This is a genomic window from Herbaspirillum sp. WTB6 (genome assembly GCF_057457785.1).
Genome location: NZ_CP176522.1, coordinates 2716691 through 2739384 on the forward strand (window position 1 = coordinate 2716691; position 22694 = coordinate 2739384).

A 22694-nucleotide genomic window follows, 5' to 3' on the forward strand; every position below is an offset into this window, starting at 1 on the left:
AAAGGCTCCTTCAAAAAATGAGATTCATGCCCGTGCGTGGCGTTCGACCGCCGCCACTTCCAGCGTGTCATTCTGCAGACGGACCTGTACCGCCTTGTGCGCCAGCCCCTTCGGGAACCCGTCCTCGAAGGTGCGATAGACGCCGGCGATCGACACCAGTTCCGCTTCCATGTCGAGCGCGAAGATGCGTGCTTCGAGATTGCCGGAAGCGCCGGCCAGCGCGCGCCCGCGCAGCGGTGCGTAGACGTGGATGCTGCCGTCGGCGATGATTTCGGCGCCGTTGTTGACGGCGGCAGTGACGATCAGGTCGCCGTGCGCGTAAATGCGCTGGCCGGCGCGCACCGGCGTGTCGACGATCATGGCCGCGACCGGAGCTGCAGCAGCGGGGGCAGCCGCGGGCGGCGGAGTTGCGCGTGCCGGCGCCGCAGCGGGCTCTGCTGCGCGCGGCTTGACTTCGCTGTCGAGGGAGAGGCCGTGCGCGACGACCGCCGCTTCCATCTCCGGCGTGGCGTTGCGCACCGCCACCGGATTCAGCCGCACCGCGCGCAGCAACCCGATCAGCGCCGGCCAGTCGAGCGCGGCAAGCGCGTTCCGATCCAGCGCACCGACGTCGATCACCGTGAATTCATGGTCGAAAAAATCGGCGACGCCGCCGGTCATCTGGCGCAGCGCGGCCTCCAGCTTGGCCGGCTCGGCATCGTGCAGGATGGCGCAGACGGCCACCACGGTGGAGATTTTGATTTCGATCGGCTTGCTGGACGGTTTTTTGGGCATGACAACCAAGTGGGCGCAACGCTGTCGCGCGGTATGCCGGCGCGCCTCGGACGGGCCGCAAGCCGTCGCCGGCATACTGCATTTTCGGGGGTGGAGCCACGGCCGGCGCGCCTTTGCGCGCTGCGGCCACAAGCTGGCGATTATACCGTGCCGGGTGCCGCAGTTGGCGGCCGCAAGCCGTTTCGTGATGGCTTTTTATGTCGCATACGGCGGTGCGGCCGGTGTTGTCATTCAGACCCCGCCCATGCACAGATACTTGATTTCCAGGTATTCGTCGATGCCGTATTTCGAGCCTTCGCGCCCGAGGCCGGACTGCTTGACGCCGCCGAACGGCGCCACTTCGTTGGAAATGATGCCGGTGTTGATGCCGACCATGCCATAGTCAAGCTGCTCGGCGACGCGCCAGACGCGGCCGATGTCGCGCGAATAGAAATAGCTGGCCAGCCCGAACTCGGTGTCGTTGGCGGCCGCCACCGCTTCCGCTTCGGTCTTGAACTTGATCACCGCCGCCACCGGGCCGAAGGTTTCCTCGCGCATGATCTGCATCTCGGCGCTGACGTTCGACAGCACGGTCGGCTCATAGAAACGGCCGCCCAGCGCGTGCTTCTTGCCGCCGCTTTCGATCTTCGCGCCCTTGGCCAGTGCGTCGGCCACATGCTGCTCGACCTTCGCCACCGCCTGCTCGTCGATCAGCGGGCCCTGCGCCACGCCCGGCTCGAAGCCGTTGCCGACCTTGATCTGTGCGGCGCCGGCCGCTAGCTTGGCGACGAAGGCATCGTAGATCGATTCGTGCGCATAGAAGCGGTTGGTGCAGACGCAGGTCTGGCCGGCGTTGCGGTATTTGGAGGCCAGCGCACCTTCCACCGCGGCGTCGAGGTCGGCATCCTCGAACACGATGAACGGCGCATGGCCGCCCAGTTCCAGGCCCAGCTTCTTGACGGTGGGCGCGCACTGCTGCATCAGGATGCGGCCGACCGGGGTCGAGCCGGTGAACGACAGATGGCGCACGATCGGGCTGCTGCAGAGCACCTGGCCAACTTCGATCGAATGCTCGGCGTCGGCGGTGACGACGTTCAGGACGCCGGCCGGGATGCCGGCGCGCTGCGCCAGTTCGGCCAGCGCCAGCGCCGACAGCGGCGTCTGCTCGGCCGGCTTGATGACGATGGTGCAGCCGGCCGCCATGGCCGGCGCCACCTTGCGCGTGATCATCGCGATCGGGAAATTCCACGGCGTGATCGAGGCACAGACGCCGATCGGCTGCTTCAGGACCACCATCCGTTTGTCGCGCCAGGTCGAGGCCAGCACGTCGCCGGCGACGCGCTTGGCCTCTTCCGCGAACCATTCGATGAAGCTGGCGCCATACAGCACTTCGCCCTTGGCCTCGGCCAGCGGCTTGCCCTGTTCCGCGGTCATGAGCGCCGCCAGGTCGTCGGCATGGGCCAGCATCAGGTCGAACCATTTGCGCATGATGGCGGCGCGTTCCTTGCCGGTTTTCGCGGCCCACACCGGGAAAGCCGCGTGCGCGGCGTCGATTGCCGTCTGCGCCTCGGCCGCGCCCAGGTTCGGCACGGTGCCGAGGCGGCTGCCGTCGGCCGGATTGGTGACCTCGAAGCTGGCGCTGCCGTCGATCCAGGCGCCGTTCACATAAGACTGATGGCGCAGCAGCGCTGGTTCGTTCAGCTTGAGTTGGTTTTTGACGGCTTGCAACATGAAGGTCTCCGGCGATGTTGGGTAAAAAATCAAGAATAGCGCAATCGGCTATGACATGCTGCAACGTCTGCCGAGCTGCCGCTGCGCCAGCTCAGTCTGGCTGCGGCTTGGCCGGTTTTGCCTGCTCGCGCCGGTTGAAGCCGGCCACCATGTCGAAGCGGAACAGCCGGCATTCGAGCGCGCCGTTGAAGAATGGCGTCTTGCGCGATTCCTTCAGGCGCAACAGTTTCGGCAAGCCGAAATCGGCCGAGAACAGGAACACCCGCCAGCCAGCGAAGCGCTGCTTCAGCATGGTGCCGAAGGCGCTGAAGAAGGCCGCGATCAGTTCGTCGGTCGGCAGCGCGGCATCGCCGCGCACGCCGATCCGCTCGCCATACGGCGGGTTGGTGACGATCAGGCCCGGCTGCGCATTGGGCGGCAACTCCGGCGGCTTGATTTCCTGCGCCTCGATCTGCTTCAGCGGTACTTCGAACGGGATACCGGCCTTGTTCAGGTTGTTGCGGGTGATGGTTACCATGTCGCCGGAAATGTCGCTGCCGAAAATGGTCGGCGCCGCCGGCAGCGGCTGCGGCTTGACCTCGGCCTTAATCGCGCGCCACTGGTCGGCATCAAAGCCAAGAAATTTCTCGAATGCGAATTCGCGCTTGGCGCCGGGCGGAATCCCGGCCAGCATCTGCGCGGCCTCGATCAGGATGGTGCCGGAGCCGCACATCGGGTCCAGCAACACCGTTCCTGGCTTCCAGCCGGCCACCCGCAGCAGGCCGGCCGCCAGGTTTTCGCGCAGTGGCGCGTCGCCGGTTTCCAGCCGCCAGCCGCGCTTGAACAGCGCCTCGCCCGAGGTGTCGAGGTAGAGCGTGAAATTATGCGCGTCGAGAAAACCGACGATGCGCATGTCCGGCGTCTTGGTATCGACCGACGGCCGTTGCGAGCAGATGTCGCGGAAGCGGTCGCAGATCGCGTCCTTGATCTTCAGCGTGGTGAATTCCAGGCTTTTCAGCGGCGACTTGATCGCGGTGACGTCGATGCGGATCGTGTGCTGCACGCCGAACCAGTCTTCCCACGGCTGCGCCAGCGCCAGGTCGTAGACGTCGTTTTCGTTGCGGTAGCCGGCGTGCGCCATGCGCAACAGCACGCGCGAGGCGATGCGCGAATGCAGGTTGATGCGCATGGCGTCGGCCAGCGTGCCGGAGCAGTGGACGCCGCCCGGCACCTGGTTGTGCACTTTCAACGTCTTGCCGGACTGTGCGATCTCGCCCAGTTCTTCGGCCAGCGCCGCTTCCAGGCCGCGCGGGCAGGGGCAGAAAAAGGAATGCGAATGTGACAGGGGGGAGTGAGACATGGGGAACTCTTTATCCGTATGGGCGCGCTGCCGATGGAGCGTTCGCGCGACCGAAAAACATGATTGAAAAACCGGCGTCGCGGCAGGCCTTACTTCGCCAGCGCGCGCTCGACGAAATCGAGCCGGTCCTGGCCCCAGAAGCCTTCGCCGTCGACCACATACCAGGGCGAGCCGAACACACTGGCGGCGATGGCTTCGTCGGTGAAGCGCTGGTATTCGGCTTCGACGCTGGCGGTTTCGGCGGATTTCAACAGCGCGCGGCCGTCGTGCTCGAGGCTGGCCGCGATCGCCTCCAGCGTGGCGGCGTCGGCAATATTTTTCTCTTCCGCCCATACCGCGCGCATGATGGCGCCGGTCAGGGCCAGCGCGGCATCGGTGCCGTGCGCCAGTTGGGCGGCGATGATGGTTTTGGCTGCCAGATCGGGCTGCACCGGGAAGAACTTTGGTTGCAGGTTCAGCGGTAGTTGCAGGAACTCCGACCAGCGTTTCATTTCGGCCAGACGGTATGCCTGCCGTTGCGGCGGTCGCGACGCCAGCGGCAAGCCGCCGGAAACGCTGAACACCTTACCCAGGTTGCACGGTTTGAGTTCAACCTGCGCGTCGTATTTTGCAGCCAGGGAGACGAAACGTTGATGCCCGATATACGCCCAGGTCGACTGGGGTGCGAAAAAATACTCACATTTCTTGGTCACGCTTATCTCCTCAGAAGGGTTTGACGACCACCAGCACCACGATCGCCAGCAGCAGGATCACCGGCACCTCATTGAACCAGCGCAGCCATTTGCCGCTGCGCGTATTGCGCCCGTGCTCGAATTTTTTCAACAGCGAACCGCAGGCGTGGTGATAGCCGATCACCAGCAATACCAGCAGCAGCTTGGCGTGCAGCCAGCCATTGCCGGGGCCCTTGCCGATGCCGTTGACCAGCCAGAGCCACAGCCCGAACGCCACCGCCGGCACCGCCAGCAGCGACATGAAGCGATACAGCCGGCGCCCCATCAGGATCAGGCGTTCAATCGCCGTGGCGTCAGCTTCCTCGGCCAGGTTGACCAGGATGCGCGGCAAATAAAACAAGCCGGCGAACCAGGAGATGACGAAGACGATGTGCAGCGATTTGATCCAGAGCATCCGGTATTCCTTTGTGATGATATTGAGCGGCCTTGATTTATTGTCGCACCTGGCCGTGGTGGAGCAGGGATTTCGCGAAGCGTGTTGCCTTGCAAGGCAACACTTCGTTGCATGGCAAACTTATTCACGCACCTCACCATGCCCGAGCACGATGTACTTCAGCGAAGTCAGCCCTTCCAGTCCGACCGGACCGCGCGCGTGCAGCTTGTCGTTGGAGATGCCGATCTCGGCGCCGAGGCCGAATTCGAAGCCGTCGGCGAAGCGGGTCGAGGCGTTCACCATCACCGAGGCGGAATCGACTTCGCGCAGGAAACGCAGCGCGCGCGAGTAGTTTTCGGTGACGATGGTATCGGTGTGGTGCGAAGACCAGGTATTGATGTGCTCGATCGCTTCCTCGATGCCGGCGACGATCTTCACTGCCAGGATCGGCGCCAGGTATTCGGTTTGCCAGTCTTCCTCGGTGGCGGCGGCCAGGTGCGGATAGCCGGCCAGGATCTGCCGCGCTTCGGCGTCGGCGCGCAATTCGACTTCCTTTTCCGCGTACAGCTTCGCCAGTTGCGGCAGCACCTGCGGCGCGATGGCGCGCGCCACCAGCAGGGTTTCCATCGTATTGCAGGTGCCGTAGCGGTGGCACTTGGCGTTGAAGGCGACCGGCAACGCGCGGGCCAGGTCGGCGTTGTCGTCGATGTAGACATGGCAGATGCCGTCCAGGTGCTTGATCATCGGCACCGTCGATTCTCGCATCAGGCGTTCGATCAAGCCCTTGCCGCCGCGCGGCACGATCACGTCGACGTATTGCGGCATCGTGATCAGCGCGCCAACCGCGGCGCGGTCGGTGGTCTCGACGATCTGCACCGCGTCGGCGGGCAGGCCGGCGCCCTCCAGCCCTTCCTTGACCAGCTTGGCCAGCGCCTGGTTGCAGTGGATCGCCTCCGAGCCGCCGCGCAGGATGGTGGCGTTGCCGCTCTTGATGCACAGGCCGGCGGCGTCCACCGTGACGTTCGGGCGCGCTTCGTAGATGATGCCGATCACGCCCAGCGGCACGCGCATCTGGCCGACCTGGATGCCGCTCGGGCGGTATTTCATGTTGGAGATTTCGCCGATCGGATCCGGCAGCGCGACGATCTGTTCCAGGCCTTCGGCCATGGTGGCGATCGCCTGCTCGGACAGTGTCAGGCGGTCCAGCAATGCCGGCGCCAGGCCGTTGGCGCGCGCGGCTTCCAGGTCTTGCTGATTGGCACGGCGCAAGGCGTCGGCATCGCGCCGGATGGCGGCGGCGATCAGAAGCAGCGCGCGATTCTTGGCGGCGGTGTCGGCGCGGGCCATGGAGCGCGAGGCGGCGCGGGCGCGTTGGCCGAGGTCGGTGATGTATTGTTCGATGTTCATGGTGTGCTCGGTTGCGGTTGATGCGATGGCTGATGGTAGCGCCCGGGCGCTATGCTGATGTTTCATATACTCCCATGATATGGCGCTTATCTCGGGCGTAAAAATTATTAAATTTCCACATACTCCATGCCTTGTCGTTCCCGCGGGTTTAGGCGGGAATCCCGCGGCGTTCATCGCTTACTGATTCGGTTGCTACTCCGTGGTGACTGGCCGGGGGTGGCCCGGCAGCCACCTACTTTTCTTGTCTCGCCAAGAAAAGTAGGCAAAAGAAGGCGACCGCAAGGACGCTGGCCTTCGGCTTCCCGTTTGTGCGGGGGCACGTCAAAAGCAACGGCAAAGTCAACAGCGGCGGCGTCAGCTTCCGCGCGCGACTTTCAATCCCAACTGCAACATCGCATCCCACGCATCGCCGGCGAATTTCGGCGCCCGCAGGCCCTTGATCATCTTATCGATTTGCGCGGCATCGCGCAGCGCGGCCTGCAGGTTGGCCAGTTGCAGGCGTTGCAGCGCCGGCGCCATCAGGCGCTCGCGCGGGCCCCAGATGCGGTATTGCTTGATCAGCGCGCCGAGCGCATGGCCTTGCGCGGTGGCCGCTTTCAGCTTCAGCAAGGTGCGGATTTCCTCGCTCATCGCCCATAGCACCAGCGGCAGCGCCTCGCCTTCGCCTTTCAGGCCGTCCAGCATGCGCACCAGGCGCGCGCTGTCGCCCGCCAGCATCGCTTCGTTCAGCTTGAAGACATCGTAGCGCGCCACGTTCAGCACCGCGTCCTGCACTTGCGCAAAGCTCAGCTTGCCAGCCGGGTACAGCAGCGCCAGTTTCTGGATTTCCTGGTGCGCGGCCAGCAGGTTGCCTTCGACCCGCTCGCAGATGAAATCGATCGCCTGCCGTTCCGCGCTTTGCTGCTGGACAGCCAGGCGGGCGCCGATCCACGCTGGCAACTGCGCGCGCTCCACCAGCGGAATTTCGATGTACACGCTGGCTTGCTGCAGGCTGGCGACCCAGGCCGCTTTTTGCGTGGCCCAGTCCAGTTTGGGCAGCGTGATTAACGTCACATTGTCCGGCCCCAGGCTTGCCGCATAGCTTTGCAGCGCCTGGCCGCCATCCTTGCCCGGCTTGCCGGTCGGGATGCGCAGTTCGATCAGTTTCTTGTCGCCGAACAGCGATTGCGACTGATTGGCGGCCAGCAGTTCACCCCATTTGAAGCTGCGGTCAACCTGCAGCACCTCGCGTTCGGCAATGCCTTGCGCGCGGGCCGCCTTGCGGATCGCATCGGCCGCCTCCAGCGCCAGCAGATGCTCGTCGCTGCAAATCACATACAGCGCAGCCAGCGGCTTGCTCAGGTGCGACGGCAGGGCGTCGGGCCGTAGTTGCATTGCCTATCCCGTCGGCGCCGATTTCAGCGCCGCCAGGCGGCGCAGGATTTGCTGCACCAGATCGCTTTGCATGTCGCGGTACAGCGACGCTTCCTCGGCTTCCTTCGACAACACCAGCGCTTCGTTGAAGCTGATATCGCGCTTTAACGTGATGTTGGTCGGTGCCAGGAAAATCTTGCCGCCGTTGTTGCGAACCCGAAAATTGAATTTGTAGTACAGCGCATATTCGCGCACCCGACCCTGGCTGTTCAACGACAGGATGACTTTTTCCCGGGTCTCCGACAGCACGTCGAGGATGGCCTCTGCTTCCTGCGCGGTCTTGACCACGGCCGTGCTGCCGCCGGCCCGGATGTAGCGCCGCAATTCGGTGCCGAGCGGCGAGTTGTCGGGAAAGCCGAGATAAATGGTCTTGAATGGCAGCGCGGTCTGGCTGGCCCCGCGCAACTGAAAGCCGCAGGCGCCCAGCAGGCTGGCGGCACCGGTGGTGAGTGTCCAGCGAAGAGCGGTGCGGCGGTCGATGCGCATGAGGAAATCCGTGGCAGGGTTAGACAACGATGTTGACCAGCTTGCCGGGGACGACGATGATTTTCTTCGGCGCGCCGCTGACGAATTTCTGTACGTGCTGGTCGGCCAGCGCCGCCACTTCGATCGCAGCCTTGTCGGCCTCCTTCGGCACGGTGATGCTGCCGCGCAGTTTGCCGTTGACCTGGATCATCAGCTCGATTTCGTTTTGCACCAGCGCGGCGGCGTCCACCTGCGGCCACGGCGCATCCAGGATTTCGCCCTGTGACTTGGCGTAGCCGAGCTCCTGCCACAGCACGTGCGTGATGTGCGGCGCGACCGGATACAGCACGCGCAGGAAGATCGACAGGCCTTCGGCCGCCAGTGCCGATTCAATCTCAGCATCTTTGCTTCTGTCGATATGTTCGCTCCCAATGGCGGCCGGAGCGCTGGCTGCAGTTTTCAGATCGGATTCAAGTAGGTTCAGCATCTTCATACACGCCGATACCACCGTGTTGTATTGAATCCGCTTTAAATCATGGTCTGCCTGTTGCAGGATTAAATACAGTTGACGACGAAAGTCTTTCTGATACTTGTTTTTCAGGCCCGAGAAATCAAACTTGAGCAGAGTGTCAAGCGACAGGTTTCTGTTCGTTAAATCTTGCGAAAATCCATAGCAACGCGCCCACACCCGGCGCAGGAAGCGGTTGGCGCCTTCGACGCCGGCGCCCGACCATTCCAGCGTCTGCTCCGGCGGCGAGGCGAACATCGTGAACAGGCGCGCGGTATCGGCGCCGTACTGATCGATCTGGGCTTGCGGATCGATGCCGTTGTTCTTCGACTTCGCCATTTTTTCGATGCCGCCGATTTCCACTGGCTGGCCGTCGGCCTTCAGCAATGCCGTATGCGGCCGGCCCTTGTCGTCGAAAGTCAGTTCGACTTCGGCCGGGTTGAACCAGGTTTTTTTGCCGCTGCCGTCTTCGCGGTAATAGGTTTCGTTCAGCACCATGCCCTGCGTCAGCAGGTTGACGAAGGGTTCGTCGAATTTGACCAGGCCGAAGTCGCGCATCACCTTGGTCCAGAAGCGCGCGTACAGCAGATGCAGCACTGCGTGCTCGATGCCGCCGATGTACTGGTCCATCGGCATCCAGTAATCGTTGCGCGCATCGACCATCGCGTTGGCGCCGGGGACGCAGTAGCGCATGTAGTACCAGGACGAATCGACGAAGGTGTCCATGGTGTCGGTTTCACGCCGCGCCGGTTGGCCGCATTTCGGGCAATCGACGTGCAGAAAGCCTTCATGCTTGTTGAGCGGATTGCCGCTGCCGTCCGGCACGCAATCTTCCGGCAGCACCACCGGCAAGTCCTGTTCCGGCACCGGCACGTCGCCACAGTCCGCGCAATGGATGATCGGGATCGGCGTGCCCCAGTAGCGCTGGCGCGAAATGCCCCAGTCGCGCAGGCGATAAGTGACTTTCTTTTCGCCCAGGCCGAGCGCGGCGAGGTCGGCCGCGATCGCATCGACCGCCTGCTGGTACGTCATGCCGTCGTATTTGCCGGAATTGACGCAGCGGCCGTTTTCCTTGTCGCCATACCAGTCGTGCCAGGCTTCCGGCGAGAATGTCTTGCCTTCGATCGCGATCACCGGTTCGATCGGCAGCTTGTATTTCAGGGCAAACGCGAAGTCGCGCTCGTCGTGCGCCGGCACCCCCATCACGGCGCCGTCGCCGTAGGTAATCAGCACGTAATTGCCGACCCAGACTTCGACCTGGCGGCCGGTCAAGGGATGGCTGACGAACAATCCGGTCGGCATGCCTTTCTTTTCCATCGTCGCCATGTCGGCTTCGATCACGCTGCCTTTCTTGCATTCGGCGATGAAGGCGGCCAGTCCCGGATTCGACTGCGCGGCATGCGCGGCCAATGCATGTTCCGGCGCCACCGCGCAGAAGGTGACGCCCTTGATGGTGTCGGCGCGCGTGGTGAACACCCACAGCTTGCCGTCGTTGATCAGCGTACCGGTCTCGTCCTTGATCTCGTGCGAGAAGGCGAAGCGCACCCCGGTCGATTTGCCGATCCAGTTGGCCTGCATCAGGCGCACGCGCTCCGGCCAGCCGGGCAGCTTGTGCTCGACGTGATCGAGCAGTTCCTCGGCGTAGTCGGTGATCCTGGCGTAGTACATCGGGATTTCGCGCTTTTCGATCAGCGCGCCGGAGCGCCAGCCGCGGCCGTCGATCACCTGCTCGTTGGCCAGCACGGTCTGGTCCACCGGGTCCCAGTTGACGGTGCCAGTCTTCTTGTAGACGATGCCTTTTTCCAGCATCTTCAGGAACATCCACTGGTTCCAGCGGTAGTACTCCGGCTTGCAGGCGGTCATTTCGCGCGACCAGTCGATCGCCAGTCCCATCGCCTGCATCTGCTGCTTCATGTGCGCGATGTTGGCATAGGTCCATTGCGCCGGTGGCACGTTGTTGGCCATCGCTGCATTCTCGGCCGGCATGCCGAACGCATCCCAGCCCATCGGCATCAGCACGTTGTAGCCGTTCATGCGCAGGTAGCGGTACATCACGTCGTTGATCGTGTAGTTGCGCACGTGCCCCATGTGCAGCTTGCCGGACGGGTAGGGCAGCATCGAACAGGCGTAGAACTTGCCTTTCGGGAAGCGCGGATCGTTTTCCACCGCCTTGTAGGCGTCGATCGCTTGCCAATGATCCTGTGCCGATTTTTCGACAATGGCGGGGCTGTATTTTTCTTGCATGACGGATGCGGCCAAAAAGTAATTACGAACCGGACATTATACTGGCTCGCATCCTTGCCTTGCGCGGGCGTGGTGGCGGCTTTCGTGGGAGTCCAATTGAGGCCGGCCAGCCCTTGAGCCGGCATCCAGTACCGCCCCGCCTTACCTGGCGCCGGCGAATTCCCCGAAGGCGGCAACCGCATTCGGCGAGTACATCAGCAATGGGCCGCCGCCCAGGTACACGGCCATGCCGAGCGCTTCTTCCAGTTCCGCCTTGCTCGCGCCTATCGCGCCGCGGCCATCATTTTTTCGCCTTGGCGGCTCTTCTTGTCTGCATGAACGGATGCCGCGCCAGCGCGGTTTGCTCGAACTGGCGCGCAATGCTGCCGCACACCAGGTCGCACAGCGCATACACCGACTCGTCGGCGATGCGGTAATACACGCTGGTGCCGCGACTGCTGCGCGCCACCAGGCCGTGCTTGCCGAGGATTGCCAGGTGGCGGGAAATGTTGGCGGAGGTGAAGTCGCACAACTGCGCCAGCTCGCCGACATTCCGTTCGCCGTCTTGCAGCAGGGTAAGGATGCGCAGTCGGGTCGGGTCCGACAGCGCCTGAAAATAATTCGCCACCTGCGCCAGCGCTTCTACCGGTAGGTCGTCCATGCCGAAATTCCAATTCGCACCAAAGGCTCACAGTCTGCCCGAAACCTACCTGGATGTACACAATTAACTAATCAAGCACTTGCGTAATTAAATAAATAGTTACAGAATGGATTGGGAACTGCCCGTCCGGCGGGCCAGTGAAAATGGAGAAATGGCTGTTCGTTCAACATCTGGAGGAAGCATGGCTCATATCGTCATACTGGGTGCGGGAATCGGCGGCATGCCGATGGCTTACGAACTGAAGCCGCTGCTGCGTCCCGGCGATCGCATCACCGTGGTGTCGAATACCGGCACCTTTCACTTCGTTCCGTCCAATCCCTGGGTCGCGGTCAACTGGCGCCAGCGCAGTGCCATCGAACTGGAGCTGGCGCCGTACCTGGAACGGCGCGGCATTGCGTTCGATGGTGCCGGCGCGAAACGCCTGCATCCGGCGCGCAACCAGGTCGAACTGGGCGACGGCCGGATGCTGGACTATGATTTCCTGGTGATCGCTACCGGGCCGAAGCTGGCCTTTGACGAGATCGAGGGCCTGGGTCCGGCCGGATATACCCAATCGATCTGCCACGTCGAGCACGCGGCCGCCGCCGGCCAGGCATGGGACAAATTCGTGGCGGCGCCGGGACCGGTGGTGGTTGGTGCGGCCCAAGGCGCGTCCTGCTTCGGGCCGGGCTATGAATTCGCCTTCATCATGGATACCGACTTGCGTCGGCGCAAGATCCGCGACCGGGTGCCGATGACTTACGTGACGCCGGAGCCGTACATCGGCCATCTCGGGCTGGGCGGGGTTGGCGCCTCCAAGGGCATTCTGGAGTCGGCGCTGCGCGAACGCCATATCAAGTGGATCTGCAACGCCAAGGTGTTGAAGGTGGAAGAGGGCAAGATGTTGGTGGCCGAGCATGACGAAAATGGCGCAGTCAAGAAACAGCACGAGTTGCCGTTCGCTTATTCGATGATGCTGCCGGCCTTCAAGGGCGTCGACGCCGTGTTCGGCATCGAGGGCTTGACCAACCCGCGCGGCTTCATCCTGATCGACGAGCATCAGCGCAATCCCAAATACACAAACATCTACGCGGTCGGCGTCTGTGTCGCGATCCCGCCGGTCGAGGCGACGCCGGTGCCGACCGGCGCGCCCAAGACCGGCTACATGATCGAGTCGATGGTGACTGCCACCGCGCGCAACATCCAGCAGCAATTGCAGGGGCGCGAGCCGGATGCCAAGGCGACCTGGAACGCGATTTGTCTGGCCGATTTTGGCGACACCGGGGTGGCCTTCGTCGCCTTGCCGCAGATTCCGCCGCGCAACGTCAACTGGTTCGCCGAAGGGAAGTGGGTGCACCTGGCGAAGGTCGCGTTTGAAAAATATTTCATGCGCAAGATGAAAAAGGGTACGTCGGAGCCGATTTACGAGAAATATGTGCTGAAGGCGCTCGGCATCCTGAAGCTGAAGGACCGGTAGCCACGGCTAGTTCGTGGCGGCAGCCTTGCTGGCGATCAAAACACCGGTCCGCTCCTCGAGTACAATTAAGCTGTTTGCTTATTTAAGCAAATAGTTACATAATGTGCCGGAATGGCGCGAGCGATGCAGCGCGGTCGGCAAATTGATTCGGGAGGGGTGGCATGCGGAGGAAATACCTGTTCGGCGCAGTAATGCTTGGTGCGGTATGGTGCGCGTCGCTATCGGCGACAGCGGCGGAGTTGGCCAGTGCCGAGGTCCAGGTTTCCGGCGAGGCCGAGCATGCCGGCTACGACGGCGTGGTCGAAGCATTGCGGCAAACCGCGTTGGCGGCCCAGGTATCCGGAGCGGTGGTCGCGGTCAACGTCAAGGCTGGCGACCGGGTAGCGGCGAACCAGGTCTTGCTGCGCATCGATGCCCGCGCCGCCAATCAGAGTGCGGCCGCCAGCGAAGCCCAGGTGCAGGCCGCGCGTTCCTCGCTGGCGCTGGCCAGTTCCGAGCTGGAACGTCAGCGCCGCCTGTACCAGAAGCAATACATCAGCCAGGCCGCGCTCGAGCGCGCCGAGGCCCAGTTTCGCGCCACTTCCGCCGAGGTGGCGGCGCAACTGGCGCAAGCCAGCGCGGCCCACACGCAATCCGGGTTTTTCGTGCTGAAGGCGCCGTATGCCGGCGTGGTTGCCGATGTGCCGGTGGTGCTGGGCGACATGGCGATGCCGGGGCGGCCGTTGCTCACGCTGTATGATCCGGCCGCGCTGCGAGTGACTGTCGCGGTGCCGCAAACGGTGGTGGCGCGCTTGGGGCCGGCGCCAGCCGTCAGGCTGGAACTGCCCGGCCTGCCGGAGCAGCGCCGCTGGCCGGCGTCGGGGAAAGTGCAGTTGCTGCCGACGGTGGACGCGGCCACGCACACGGCGCAGATCCGGGTCGATCTGCCGCCCGCGGCCGATCTGGCGCCGGGCATGTTCGCGCGCGTCTGGCTGCCGCTGCCGGCGAACGGCGCGCAACGCCTGTTCGTGCCGGCCAGCGCGGTCGTGCGCCGCGCCGAACTGAGCGGCGTGTATGTCATCGGCCAGAGCGGCCAGCCCTTGCTGCGCCAGGTGCGCCTGGGCGCCGCGCGTGGCGAGGCGATCGAGATACTGGCCGGCGTTGCGGCTGGGGAGCGCGTGGCGCTCGATCCGCAAGCGGCTGCGCGTTCGCGCTGAGGTCCGACGATGAGCAAGTCACTCGGAATTTCCGGCCGCATCGCCGCCTTCTTCCAGCGCGCGCAGATCACGCCGCTCTTGGCGCTGGCGGCGCTGCTGCTGGGCGCCTTCGCCGTGCTGGTGACGCCGCGCGAAGAGGAGCCGCAGATCAACGTCACGATGGCCAACGTGCTGGTGCCGTTTCCCGGCGCCTCGGTGCGCGATGTCGAGCAGATGGTGGCGACGCCGGCCGAGCAGGTGCTGTCGCGCATGGCCGGCGTCGAGCATGTGATGTCGGTGTCGCAGCCGGGCTTGGCGGTGATGACGGTCCAGTTCAAGGTCGGGGTGCCGCGCACCGAGGCGCTGGTGCGGCTGTACGACGCGGTCAACTCGAACGCCGACTGGCTGCCGAAAGGCCTGGGCGTGCTCGATCCGCTGATCAAGCCGAAAGGCATCGACGACGTGCCGGTGGTCAGCCTGACCCTGTACGACCAGAGCCAAGCTGGCGGCGCCTACGATCTGGAGCGGGTCGCGCACAGCATCGAGGCCGAACTCAAGCGCGTGCCCGGCGTGCGCGACGTGCATACCATCGGCGGCCCGGGACGGGCGCTGCTGGTGGAGCTCGATCCGGCGCGCATGGCCGGCTCCGGCGTGACCGTCGCCGATCTGCGGGCGGCATTGCAGTCGGCCAATCTCGGCTTGCCGGTGGGGGAGCTGCTGGTCGCCAACCAGGCGATTGCGATCGAATCCGGGCCGTTCCTGCAGAATGCGCGCGAGCTGGCCGAATTGGTGGTCGGTGTACGAAACAACAAGCCAGTATTCCTGAAAGACGTAGCATTTGTGAGCGACGGCGCATTGCCGCCTAGCCAGTATGTATGGCACGGCGTGGCTGGCAAGGAAGGTGGCGCGCGTGCGGCGGAATATCCGGCGGTGACCATCGCGATCACCAAGAAGCCGGGCGAGAACGCAATCGACGTCGCCAATGCGCTGATGCGGCGCGTCGAAGCGCTGAAAAACACGGTGATTCCGGACGGCGTGCAGGTGGCGGAAACGCGCAACTACGGCGCCACCGCCAACGACAAGGCGCAGAAGCTGATCCAGAAACTGCTGTTCGCGACGCTCTCGGTGGTGGCGCTGGTATTTATCGCGCTCGGCCGGCGCGAGGCGGCGATCGTCGGCGCCGCCGTCATCCTGACGCTGACCGTGACCCTGTTCGCCTCCTGGGCCTGGGGCTTCACCTTGAACCGAGTGTCGCTGTTCGCGCTGATTTTTTCGATCGGCATCCTGGTCGATGACGCCATCGTGGTGGTGGAAAACATCCATCGCCACCAGCAGCTCTTTCCGGAAAAATCGCTGGCCCAGATCATTCCTGGCGCGGTGGATGAAGTCGGCGGCCCGACCATCCTGGCGACCTTGACCGTGATCGCGGCGCTGCTGCCGATGGCCTTCGTCTCCGGCCTGATGGGGCCGTACATGAGCCCGATCCCGATCAATGCCAGCATGGGCATGCTGCTGTCGCTGGCGATCGCCTTTTCGGTCACGCCGTGGCTGGCGCGCCTGTGGATGAAGAGTGCCGCGCCGGCCGCCGCCAATGCTGCCGGACACGGCCTGGCGGCGCGCCTGGCGCCGCTATTCGAGCGCATTTTCCGGCCCTTTTTGGACGATGCGCGCGGCACGCGCAACCGGCGCCTGCTGGGGCTGGGGGTGGCGGTGCTGATCGCGCTGTCGCTGCTGTTGCCGGCCACCGGCCTGGTGTTGCTGAAGATGCTGCCGTTCGATAACAAGTCCGAATTCCAGGTGGTGGTCGACATGCCGGCCGGCACGCCGGTTGAGCAAACCGCCGCCGTGCTGCGCGAACTGGGCGCCTATCTCGGCACCGTGCCGGAAGTCACCGATTACCAGGCGTATGCCGGCACCGCGGCGCCGATCAACTTCAACGGCCTGGTGCGCCAGTATTACCTGCGCAGCGGCGGCAACGTTGGCGACCTGCAGGTCAACCTGGTCGACAAGCACCTGCGCGCCGAGCAAAGCCATGCGATCGCGATGCGGCTGCGCCCGGCGCTGCAGGAAATCGGCCGCCGCTTCGGCGCCAACGTCAAGCTGGCCGAGGTGCCGCCCGGACCGCCGGTGCAAGCGCCGATCGTCGCCGAAATCTACGGTGCCGACGCGGCCGGGCGGCTCCAGGTGGCGCAGGCGGTGCGCGCGACGTTTGCCAAAACCGCCGGCGTGGTGGACATCGACGATAGCAGCATCGCCGACGCCCCGCGCAGCGTGCTACTGGTGGATCGGCGCAAGGCGGCGCTGTTGGGCGTGCCGCAGCAGGCCATTGTGAGTACGCTGCGCGCCGGCCTGGCCGGCGAAGCCGTGACTTACCTGCACGACCAGAGCAAGTATCCGGCGGCCGCGGTATTGCAACTCCCGGCCGAGCGCCAGGGCGACCTCGATGCGCTGCTGCAACTGGCGGTGCGCTCGGCCTCCGGCAAGCTGGTGCCGATCCGCGAACTGGTGACGGTCAGCGATACGCTGCGCGAACAGCCGATCTACCACAAGGACTTGCTGCCGGTGAATTACGTGGTCGGCGACATGGCCGGCAAGGTCGACAGCCCGCTGTACGGCATGTTCCAGATGCGCTCGGCGCTGGCCAAGGTCGCGGTGCCGGGCGGCGGCCAGTTTCGCGAATACTTCATCCGCCAGCCGGACGATCCGTATCGGGAATACGCGCTCAAGTGGGACGGCGAATGGCAGATCACTTACGAAACCTTCCGCGACATGGGCGCCGCCTATGCGGTCGGGCTGGTGCTGATCTACCTGCTGGTGGTGGCGCAGTTCGGTTCCTACCTGACGCCGCTGATCATCATGGCGCCGATCCCGCTGACCATCATCGGCGTCATGCCGGGCCACGCCCTGCTGGGCGCGCAATATACCGCCACCAGCATGATCGGGATGATCGCGCTGGCCGGCATCATCGTGCGCAATTCGATCCTGCTGGTCGATTTCATTAACCTGCAGGTGCGCGCCGGCGTGCCATTCAAGCAGGCGGTGGTGCACTCCGCGATCACGCGCGCGCAGCCGATCATGCTGACCGGGCTGGCGGCAATGCTGGGCGCCTTCTTCATCCTGGACGACCCGATCTTCAACGGGCTGGCGATCTCGCTGATCTTCGGCATCCTGGTCTCGACCATGCTGACGCTGGTCGTGATTCCGCTGCTGTACTTCGTCGCCTACCGCAACCGTCTCGATTCACTCACCCACAAAGGAGAAACACCATGAGTTCCTGGCAAATCGTTCATGTCGTCGCCGGCATCTTCATCCTGGCTTCGCTGGCCCTGGGCATCCCCGGCAGCCCGGTTTTCGTCAGCCAGTGGTGGCTGGCGTTTACCGCTTTCGTCGGCGCCAACCTGCTGCAAAGCGGGTTCACCAAATGGTGTCTGATGGAAACCATCCTGCGCAAGCTGGGTGCCCGTCCCGGCACCAGCTGCGGCTAAGGAAGGCAGCATGCAGCGAATCCGCTCCGGCGTCCTGCTTGGTGCCGCCTTGTTGTGGTCGGCCGCCGCTCCGGTATCGGCGGCCGACCTGATGCAGGCCTGGCGCGCGGCGCAACAGCACGATCCGGAATTCGCCGCGGCCCAGGCCGCGCGCCAGTCCGGCGCCGCGCAACGGCGCCAGTCCGGCGCGCTGTGGCGGCCGTCGGTCGAACTCACTGCCGGCGCCGGCCTGGCCAGCAGCGACAGCGCCACGCGCGGTGCCAGTTTTTCTGCGCCGGGCATGGGGTCGTCGAACGGCGTCTCGTTCGATACCTCGGTCAACAACGGCACCATGCAGCGCTGGGCGCTCTCCGCCCGCCAGCCGCTGCTCAGCGGCGAGCGCAGCGCCCAGGCGCGCCAACTGGAACTGGCGGCGGATATCGCCGAAATCGAGTGGAGCAACGCCAGTCAGGCGCTGATGCTGCGCGTCGCCGAGCGCTATTTCGACGTCGTGCTGGCGGCCGACACGCTGCGCGTGCTGCGCCGGCAACAGGCGGCGGTGGAGCGGGCCTTGGCTGAAACCCGCGAGCGCTTTCAACTGGGCGACGTCAAGGTCACCGATACCCACGAGGCGGCGGCGCGCGCCGAAGCGGTCAAGGCCCAGGTGCTGGCGGCCGACGCCGATCTGCAGGTCAAGCAGGCGGCCTTGGCGGATCTGACCGGGCTGCCCGCCGGCCAGGCGCCGCTGCGCCGTCCAAGCGACGCGGCGGCGCCGTCGACCGGAGGCAGCCTGGAGCAATGGCTGGCCAGGGCGCAGCAGCGCAACCCGAATCTGCAGATGCGCATCGCCGGTATCGCGGTGGCGAAACAGGAGGCGGCCAAATTCAGCGCGCAAGCCTCGCCTTCGCTCGACCTGGTGCTGCAGGTCGGGCGCAACCGGCTGGCCGGCAACGGCGATTTCGGCAGTGCCAGCAATACCGGCAACGAGCGCATGATTGGGGTGCAGTTGACGATCCCGCTATATACCGGCGGCTACCGCAGTGCGCGCCAGGACCAGGCGCTGGCCCTGGCTACCAAGGCCGACGCCGATGCCAGCCATACGCGGCAGCAGGTGACATTGCAGGTGCGTTCACTGTGGCTGGGCCTGACGGTGGGCGCCGGCCGCGTGCAGGCGCTGGCCGAATCGTCCAAAGCCAGCCAGGCGCGGCTGGACGCCACCCGCCTCGGCAACGAGGTCGGCGACCGCACCACGCTCGATTTGCTGAATGCGGAAAACGATGCGGCGAATGCCGAGTTGATGCTGTTGCAGGCGCGCATCGGCCTGCTGCTGGATCGGCTGCGGCTGGCGGCGCTGGGGGGCGAGCTGGATGAGGCGCAACTGGAGTCGGTGAATGTGGCCTTGCAGGACGATGCTGTGAACTAACGCAACATCAGTTCCAGCGCCGGCTTTTCGCCGTAATCGGCATAGCGCTCGTTGATCGCGGCGACGCAGAATTCCAGTTCGGCCAGGATTTCCGGCGCCCGCTGGCGCAGCAGATCGGCGTGCAGCACCTTGATTTGCAGCACTTCGTCCGGTTGCAGCCGGAATGACGACATGGCGTCGTCATCGCGCAGGTAGGACAGGCAATCGACCCAGGCGTCCATGTTGCGGCCGTAAAAATCGGGAAAGCCGAATGCCGCCTTCGATGCCGCATGGAACGCATCCCAGTCGGTCAGCGCGGCGCCATCCAGTCGCACTTGCGCCATCGCTATTCCTTGTTCGACGGCGCGGCGGCGGCCGCCTTGGGCTCGGTGACGAAGCCGATCTTGGTCAGGCCGCTGCTCTGCGCGGCCGACATCACTTCGGCGATCACTTCATAGCGCGTGCTCTTGTCGGCGCGCAAGTGCAGTTCCGGCTGCGGCGTTTTTTTGGCGGCCGCCGCCATCCGGGCATCCAGCTGGGAACTGTCGAGCGCGGCATCGTCCCAGAAAATCCGGCCCTGGGCGTCGATCGAGAGCGAAATGGTTTCCGGTTTTTCCGGCGCCGGCGCCGATTGCGCGGTCGGCAGGTCGAGCTTGATCGCGTGCGTAAACAGTGGCGCGGTAATGATGAAAATCACCAGCAGCACCAGCATCACGTCCACCATCGGCGTGACGTTGATGTCGGCCATCGGCGCCGCCTGCTGGTTGTGGTTGAAGCCGCCGAAAGTCATGGCTATTCCGCTTTGGCGACGCGGGCGCCGACCGTCAGGTGCGCGTGCAGGTCATGCGCAAAGCCGTCCAGTTCGGCCAGCGTCAGCCGGTTGAGGCGGGTGAAGGCGTTGTAGGCGAGCACCGCCGGGATCGCCACCACCAATCCGAGCGCGGTCATGATCAGTGCTTCGCCGACCGGGCCGGCGACCTTGTCGATCTGCACCGTGCCAGCGGTCGAGACCGCCAGCAGCGCGTGGTAGATGCCCCAGACCGTGCCGAACAGGCCGACGAAGGGCGCGGTGGCGCCGACCGAGGCGAGCGCGGTCAGGCCATTTTCCAGACGCGCCGAGACGCGGTTGATCTCGCGCCGCAGCGTGCGCGTGATCAGTTCGCTCTGGTCGGAAGCGGCGTTCAATGACCCGCCCTGGGCGCTGGCGTTGGCCGCCTGCACGCTCTGCGCGGCAAGCGGCGTGTAAATGCTTTCGCGGTCGATCGGCAGCAGCAGCGCAATGGCGTCGGCCAGCGTCGGCGCCTGCCAGAAGGCTTCCAGCGCACCGGTGCTGCGCCGCATGCGCCAAGCGCTCCAGCTCTTGGTCAGGATGTAGTACCAGGACAGGATCGACATCAGCAACAGCACATAGGCGACCGCGTGCGACACCGCATCGCCCTGCGCCCAGTAGTGGGCGAAACCGGAAGCTGGATTGGCAAGAGTCTGGTTCATGATGGTCCGTCAAGATCGATCGGCCGCTTAGCCGGCTGCCCGGCCAAGGGCGCCGGCTCAGCGCAGGCCGAGCACGTCCTGCATGTCGAACAGTCCGCTCGCCTGGTCGCGCAGGAAGCGCGCGGCGCGCAGGCTGCCGTGCGCATAGGTGACGCGGCTGGCCGACTTGTGGGTGATTTCGATGCGTTCGCCAATGCCGGCGAACAATACCGTGTGGTCGCCGACGATGTCGCCGCCGCGGATCGTCGCAAAGCCGATCGAGGACGGATCGCGCTCGCCGGTCACACCGTGCCGCTCGTACACAGCGACTTCATCCAGCTTGCGCCCGAGCGCGCCGGCGATCACTTCGCCCATCTGCAGCGCGGTGCCGGACGGCGCATCGACCTTGTGCCGGTGGTGTGCCTCGATGATCTCGATGTCGTAGCCTTCGGCAAAATTGCGCGCCGCCATTTCCAGGAGCTTCATCGTGACGTTGACGCCGACGCTCATGTTGGGCGCGAACACGATCGCGGTGCGCTGGGCGGCGGCGGCGATCGCCGCCTTGCCGGCGGCATCGAAACCGGTGGTGCCGATGATCATCTTGATGCCGTGCTCGGCGCAATACTGCAGATGATGCAGGGTGCCCTCGGGGCGCGTGAAATCGATCAGGAATTCGGCCTGCGCCAATCCGGTCGCCAGTTCGGATTCGATCGGCACCCCGGCCGGCCGGCCGAGAAAGGCGGCGGCATCGGTGCCTAGGCTGGGCGCGCCGGCCACGTCCAGCGCGCCCACCAGGCAGGCGTCGGTGGCGTTGCCGATGGCTTCGATCAACATGCGGCCCATGCGGCCGGAGGCGCCGGCGACGGCGATTTTCATTGGATTCATAGGATTGTTTGCAGCGGAATCATTGCTTGGCGGCCGCCGGTGCCTGCGGCGCGCTGGACTCGGCGGTCGATTTGGGCGGGGTGCCGGCGATGCGCGCCAGGTAGTCCTGCTCGCTCGGCAGGTTGCCGCCTTCATAGCGCACCATGCGCTGGTTCTCGAAAATCACCGTCACCCGGCTGGTGGTGACGTCGCCATTGCTTTTTTGCAGGCGGAACAGATAATCCCAGCGATTGGCGTGGAACATGTCGTTCAGCAATGGCGTGCCGAGCACGAAGCGCACCTGCTCCTGCGTCATCCCGGGCTTCAACTGGGCCAGCATTTCCTGGGAAACGAAATTACCCTGCTGGATATCGACCCGGTAGGGCGAAAAAATCCCCAGGAAGCGGCGGTTGTGCGTGGTTTGCACGCCGGAATTCGCGCTTGCCGTGGCATTTTTGGCGCCGGTGCCGGCGCCACTCGCGCTCGCCGGCGCGCTTGGTGCGGCAACCTGCGGTGCGGCGCTCGCGGTGGCCGCTGCCGGCGCTTGCGCGACGGCCGGTGCATCATCCATCAGCGGATTTTTCGACGCGCAGCCGGCCAGGGTGAGGCCCGCCGCCAGCAGGCAGAACGTCAGCGCGGCGCGGGCGGCGCGAGGAGAAGCGGGACGCGGCATTCGCATAGGAAATCCAAAGTTAAGCGTTTATGCTAAAACGCTATATGATAAAGCAAGATACCTGGAACCGAGTGAGCGATGACCAACAATCCTTCTGAACTGAAAGCCAGCGGCCTGAAAGCGACCTTGCCGCGTTTGAAGATCCTGGAGATTTTCCAGAGCAGCCCGGTGCGCCATCTGAGCGCAGAAGACGTCTACAAGACCTTGCTGGCGGAAAGCATGGATGTCGGGCTGGCCACCGTGTATCGCGTCCTGACCCAGTTCGAACAGGCCGGTTTGCTGCAACGGAATCACTTTGAAACCGGCAAGGCGGTGTTCGAGCTGAACGAGGGTACGCACCACGATCACCTGGTGTGCCTGGATTGCGGCCATGTCGAAGAGTTCTATGACGACGAGATTGAAAAACGCCAGCAGCAGATCGCCGCCGAGCGCGGATTTCGTATCGCCGATCATGCGCTGGCGCTGTATTGCAATTGCATCAAGCCCGATTGCCCATATCGCGAGAGCGCTCCCGGTGGCAACCGCTGATGTTCAAAATCAGGGAGTATCTGAAAAAAACGGCAATTTTCACCCAGTTTACGACCGA

General features: G+C 64.4%; 21 protein-coding genes. 6 read left to right on the plus strand and 15 right to left on the minus strand.

Annotated features, from left to right (window positions below; translation table 11 throughout):
* Positions 1-24: 24 nt before the first annotated feature.
* From minC to ACK2VC_RS12735, 10 genes are all read right to left on the minus strand, one after another.
* Complete coding sequence (gene minC, locus ACK2VC_RS12690) at positions 25-774, minus strand: septum site-determining protein MinC (RefSeq protein ID WP_486730717.1); 750 nt, start codon at positions 772-774, stop codon at positions 25-27.
* 231 nt (positions 775-1005) lie between these two features.
* Complete coding sequence (locus tag ACK2VC_RS12695; RefSeq protein WP_486730718.1) at positions 1006-2484, minus strand: NAD-dependent succinate-semialdehyde dehydrogenase; 1479 nt, start codon at positions 2482-2484, stop codon at positions 1006-1008.
* 91 nt (positions 2485-2575) lie between these two features.
* Positions 2576-3823 (minus strand): THUMP domain-containing class I SAM-dependent RNA methyltransferase, encoded by a 1248-nt coding sequence (locus tag ACK2VC_RS12700; RefSeq protein ID WP_486730719.1) that lies wholly within the window; start codon positions 3821-3823, stop codon positions 2576-2578.
* 89 nt (positions 3824-3912) lie between these two features.
* Complete coding sequence (locus ACK2VC_RS12705) at positions 3913-4515, minus strand: DsbA family protein (protein ID WP_486730720.1); 603 nt, start codon at positions 4513-4515, stop codon at positions 3913-3915.
* A 10-nt stretch (positions 4516-4525) separates the two neighbouring features.
* On the minus strand, positions 4526-4948 hold the full coding sequence (locus tag ACK2VC_RS12710; RefSeq protein WP_486730721.1) for a CopD family protein: 423 nt from the start codon (positions 4946-4948) through the stop codon (positions 4526-4528).
* A gap of 120 nt (positions 4949-5068) precedes the next feature.
* Positions 5069-6334, minus strand: a complete 1266-nt coding sequence (locus ACK2VC_RS12715) for a glutamate-5-semialdehyde dehydrogenase (RefSeq protein WP_486730722.1) — start codon at positions 6332-6334, stop codon at positions 5069-5071.
* A 354-nt stretch (positions 6335-6688) separates the two neighbouring features.
* Positions 6689-7708, minus strand: coding sequence for a DNA polymerase III subunit delta (gene holA / locus ACK2VC_RS12720; protein WP_486730723.1), 1020 nt, complete (start codon positions 7706-7708; stop codon positions 6689-6691).
* A 3-nt stretch (positions 7709-7711) separates the two neighbouring features.
* Positions 7712-8233, minus strand: a complete 522-nt coding sequence (locus tag ACK2VC_RS12725) for an LPS-assembly lipoprotein LptE (protein ID WP_486730724.1) — start codon at positions 8231-8233, stop codon at positions 7712-7714.
* 19 nt (positions 8234-8252) lie between these two features.
* On the minus strand, positions 8253-10964 hold the full coding sequence (gene leuS / locus ACK2VC_RS12730; RefSeq protein ID WP_486730725.1) for a leucine--tRNA ligase: 2712 nt from the start codon (positions 10962-10964) through the stop codon (positions 8253-8255).
* A 280-nt stretch (positions 10965-11244) separates the two neighbouring features.
* Complete coding sequence (locus tag ACK2VC_RS12735; RefSeq protein WP_486730726.1) at positions 11245-11604, minus strand: ArsR/SmtB family transcription factor; 360 nt, start codon at positions 11602-11604, stop codon at positions 11245-11247.
* A 181-nt stretch (positions 11605-11785) separates the two neighbouring features.
* Between ACK2VC_RS12735 and ACK2VC_RS12740 the strand changes: the two genes are divergently transcribed.
* The 5 genes from ACK2VC_RS12740 to ACK2VC_RS12760 all read left to right on the plus strand — a co-directional run bounded on the left by ACK2VC_RS12740 (position 11786) and on the right by ACK2VC_RS12760 (position 19122).
* Entirely contained in the window at positions 11786-13060 is a 1275-nt protein-coding gene (locus ACK2VC_RS12740) for an NAD(P)/FAD-dependent oxidoreductase (protein ID WP_486730727.1), read from the plus strand.
* Between the two features lie 161 nt (positions 13061-13221).
* Positions 13222-14256, plus strand: a complete 1035-nt coding sequence (locus ACK2VC_RS12745) for an efflux RND transporter periplasmic adaptor subunit (RefSeq protein WP_486730728.1) — start codon at positions 13222-13224, stop codon at positions 14254-14256.
* 9 nt (positions 14257-14265) lie between these two features.
* Positions 14266-17505, plus strand: coding sequence for an efflux RND transporter permease subunit (locus ACK2VC_RS12750; protein ID WP_486730729.1), 3240 nt, complete (start codon positions 14266-14268; stop codon positions 17503-17505).
* Positions 17502-17720 (plus strand): YgaP family membrane protein, encoded by a 219-nt coding sequence (locus tag ACK2VC_RS12755; protein ID WP_486730730.1) that lies wholly within the window; start codon positions 17502-17504, stop codon positions 17718-17720. The genes ACK2VC_RS12750 and ACK2VC_RS12755 overlap by 4 nt, the downstream gene beginning before the upstream one ends.
* Positions 17721-17730: 10 nt before the next feature.
* Entirely contained in the window at positions 17731-19122 is a 1392-nt protein-coding gene (locus ACK2VC_RS12760; protein ID WP_486730731.1) for a TolC family outer membrane protein, read from the plus strand.
* Here ACK2VC_RS12760 and ACK2VC_RS12765 read toward each other — a convergent pair.
* The 5 genes from ACK2VC_RS12765 to ACK2VC_RS12785 are packed head-to-tail and all read right to left on the minus strand — an operon-like array spanning position 19119 to position 22108.
* Positions 19119-19445, minus strand: coding sequence for a barstar family protein (locus tag ACK2VC_RS12765; protein ID WP_486730732.1), 327 nt, complete (start codon positions 19443-19445; stop codon positions 19119-19121). The genes ACK2VC_RS12760 and ACK2VC_RS12765 overlap by 4 nt on opposite strands.
* Before the next feature lie 2 nt (positions 19446-19447).
* Complete coding sequence (locus ACK2VC_RS12770) at positions 19448-19891, minus strand: ExbD/TolR family protein (protein WP_486730733.1); 444 nt, start codon at positions 19889-19891, stop codon at positions 19448-19450.
* Between the two features lie 2 nt (positions 19892-19893).
* Complete coding sequence (locus tag ACK2VC_RS12775) at positions 19894-20592, minus strand: MotA/TolQ/ExbB proton channel family protein (RefSeq protein ID WP_486730734.1); 699 nt, start codon at positions 20590-20592, stop codon at positions 19894-19896.
* Positions 20593-20649: 57 nt separating this feature from the next.
* Positions 20650-21456 (minus strand): 4-hydroxy-tetrahydrodipicolinate reductase, encoded by an 807-nt coding sequence (gene dapB, locus ACK2VC_RS12780; RefSeq protein WP_486730735.1) that lies wholly within the window; start codon positions 21454-21456, stop codon positions 20650-20652.
* 19 nt (positions 21457-21475) lie between these two features.
* Positions 21476-22108 carry an outer membrane protein assembly factor BamE gene (locus tag ACK2VC_RS12785; RefSeq protein ID WP_486730736.1) on the minus strand — a complete coding sequence of 211 codons (633 nt, stop codon included), beginning with the start codon at positions 22106-22108 and terminating at the stop codon, positions 21476-21478.
* Positions 22109-22186: 78 nt separating this feature from the next.
* Between ACK2VC_RS12785 and fur the strand changes: the two genes are divergently transcribed.
* A complete protein-coding gene (fur, locus tag ACK2VC_RS12790) occupies positions 22187-22636 on the plus strand; it encodes a ferric iron uptake transcriptional regulator (protein ID WP_486730738.1) in 450 nt (149 codons plus the stop codon).
* Positions 22637-22694: the final 58 nt, after the last annotated feature.

What these genes read in the sequence shown, in the direction of transcription:
- minC (WP_486730717.1), bottom strand. Translation starts at nt 774, where the DNA reads ATGCCCAAAAAACCGTCCAGCAAGCCGATCGAAATCAAAATCTCCACC.
- ACK2VC_RS12695 (WP_486730718.1), bottom strand. Translation starts at nt 2,484, where the DNA reads ATGTTGCAAGCCGTCAAAAACCAACTCAAGCTGAACGAACCAGCGCTG.
- ACK2VC_RS12700 (WP_486730719.1), bottom strand. Translation starts at nt 3,823, where the DNA reads ATGTCTCACTCCCCCCTGTCACATTCGCATTCCTTTTTCTGCCCCTGC.
- ACK2VC_RS12710 (WP_486730721.1), bottom strand. Translation starts at nt 4,948, where the DNA reads ATGCTCTGGATCAAATCGCTGCACATCGTCTTCGTCATCTCCTGGTTC.
- ACK2VC_RS12715 (WP_486730722.1), bottom strand. Translation starts at nt 6,334, where the DNA reads ATGAACATCGAACAATACATCACCGACCTCGGCCAACGCGCCCGCGCC.
- holA (WP_486730723.1), bottom strand. Translation starts at nt 7,708, where the DNA reads ATGCAACTACGGCCCGACGCCCTGCCGTCGCACCTGAGCAAGCCGCTG.
- ACK2VC_RS12725 (WP_486730724.1), bottom strand. Translation starts at nt 8,233, where the DNA reads ATGCGCATCGACCGCCGCACCGCTCTTCGCTGGACACTCACCACCGGT.
- leuS (WP_486730725.1), bottom strand. Translation starts at nt 10,964, where the DNA reads ATGCAAGAAAAATACAGCCCCGCCATTGTCGAAAAATCGGCACAGGAT.
- ACK2VC_RS12735 (WP_486730726.1), bottom strand. Translation starts at nt 11,604, where the DNA reads ATGGACGACCTACCGGTAGAAGCGCTGGCGCAGGTGGCGAATTATTTT.
- ACK2VC_RS12740 (WP_486730727.1), top strand. Translation starts at nt 11,786, where the DNA reads ATGGCTCATATCGTCATACTGGGTGCGGGAATCGGCGGCATGCCGATG.
- ACK2VC_RS12745 (WP_486730728.1), top strand. Translation starts at nt 13,222, where the DNA reads ATGCGGAGGAAATACCTGTTCGGCGCAGTAATGCTTGGTGCGGTATGG.
- ACK2VC_RS12750 (WP_486730729.1), top strand. Translation starts at nt 14,266, where the DNA reads ATGAGCAAGTCACTCGGAATTTCCGGCCGCATCGCCGCCTTCTTCCAG.
- ACK2VC_RS12755 (WP_486730730.1), top strand. Translation starts at nt 17,502, where the DNA reads ATGAGTTCCTGGCAAATCGTTCATGTCGTCGCCGGCATCTTCATCCTG.
- ACK2VC_RS12760 (WP_486730731.1), top strand. Translation starts at nt 17,731, where the DNA reads ATGCAGCGAATCCGCTCCGGCGTCCTGCTTGGTGCCGCCTTGTTGTGG.
- ACK2VC_RS12765 (WP_486730732.1), bottom strand. Translation starts at nt 19,445, where the DNA reads ATGGCGCAAGTGCGACTGGATGGCGCCGCGCTGACCGACTGGGATGCG.
- ACK2VC_RS12770 (WP_486730733.1), bottom strand. Translation starts at nt 19,891, where the DNA reads ATGACTTTCGGCGGCTTCAACCACAACCAGCAGGCGGCGCCGATGGCC.
- ACK2VC_RS12775 (WP_486730734.1), bottom strand. Translation starts at nt 20,592, where the DNA reads ATGAACCAGACTCTTGCCAATCCAGCTTCCGGTTTCGCCCACTACTGG.
- dapB (WP_486730735.1), bottom strand. Translation starts at nt 21,456, where the DNA reads ATGAATCCAATGAAAATCGCCGTCGCCGGCGCCTCCGGCCGCATGGGC.
- ACK2VC_RS12785 (WP_486730736.1), bottom strand. Translation starts at nt 22,108, where the DNA reads ATGCCGCGTCCCGCTTCTCCTCGCGCCGCCCGCGCCGCGCTGACGTTC.
- fur (WP_486730738.1), top strand. Translation starts at nt 22,187, where the DNA reads ATGACCAACAATCCTTCTGAACTGAAAGCCAGCGGCCTGAAAGCGACC.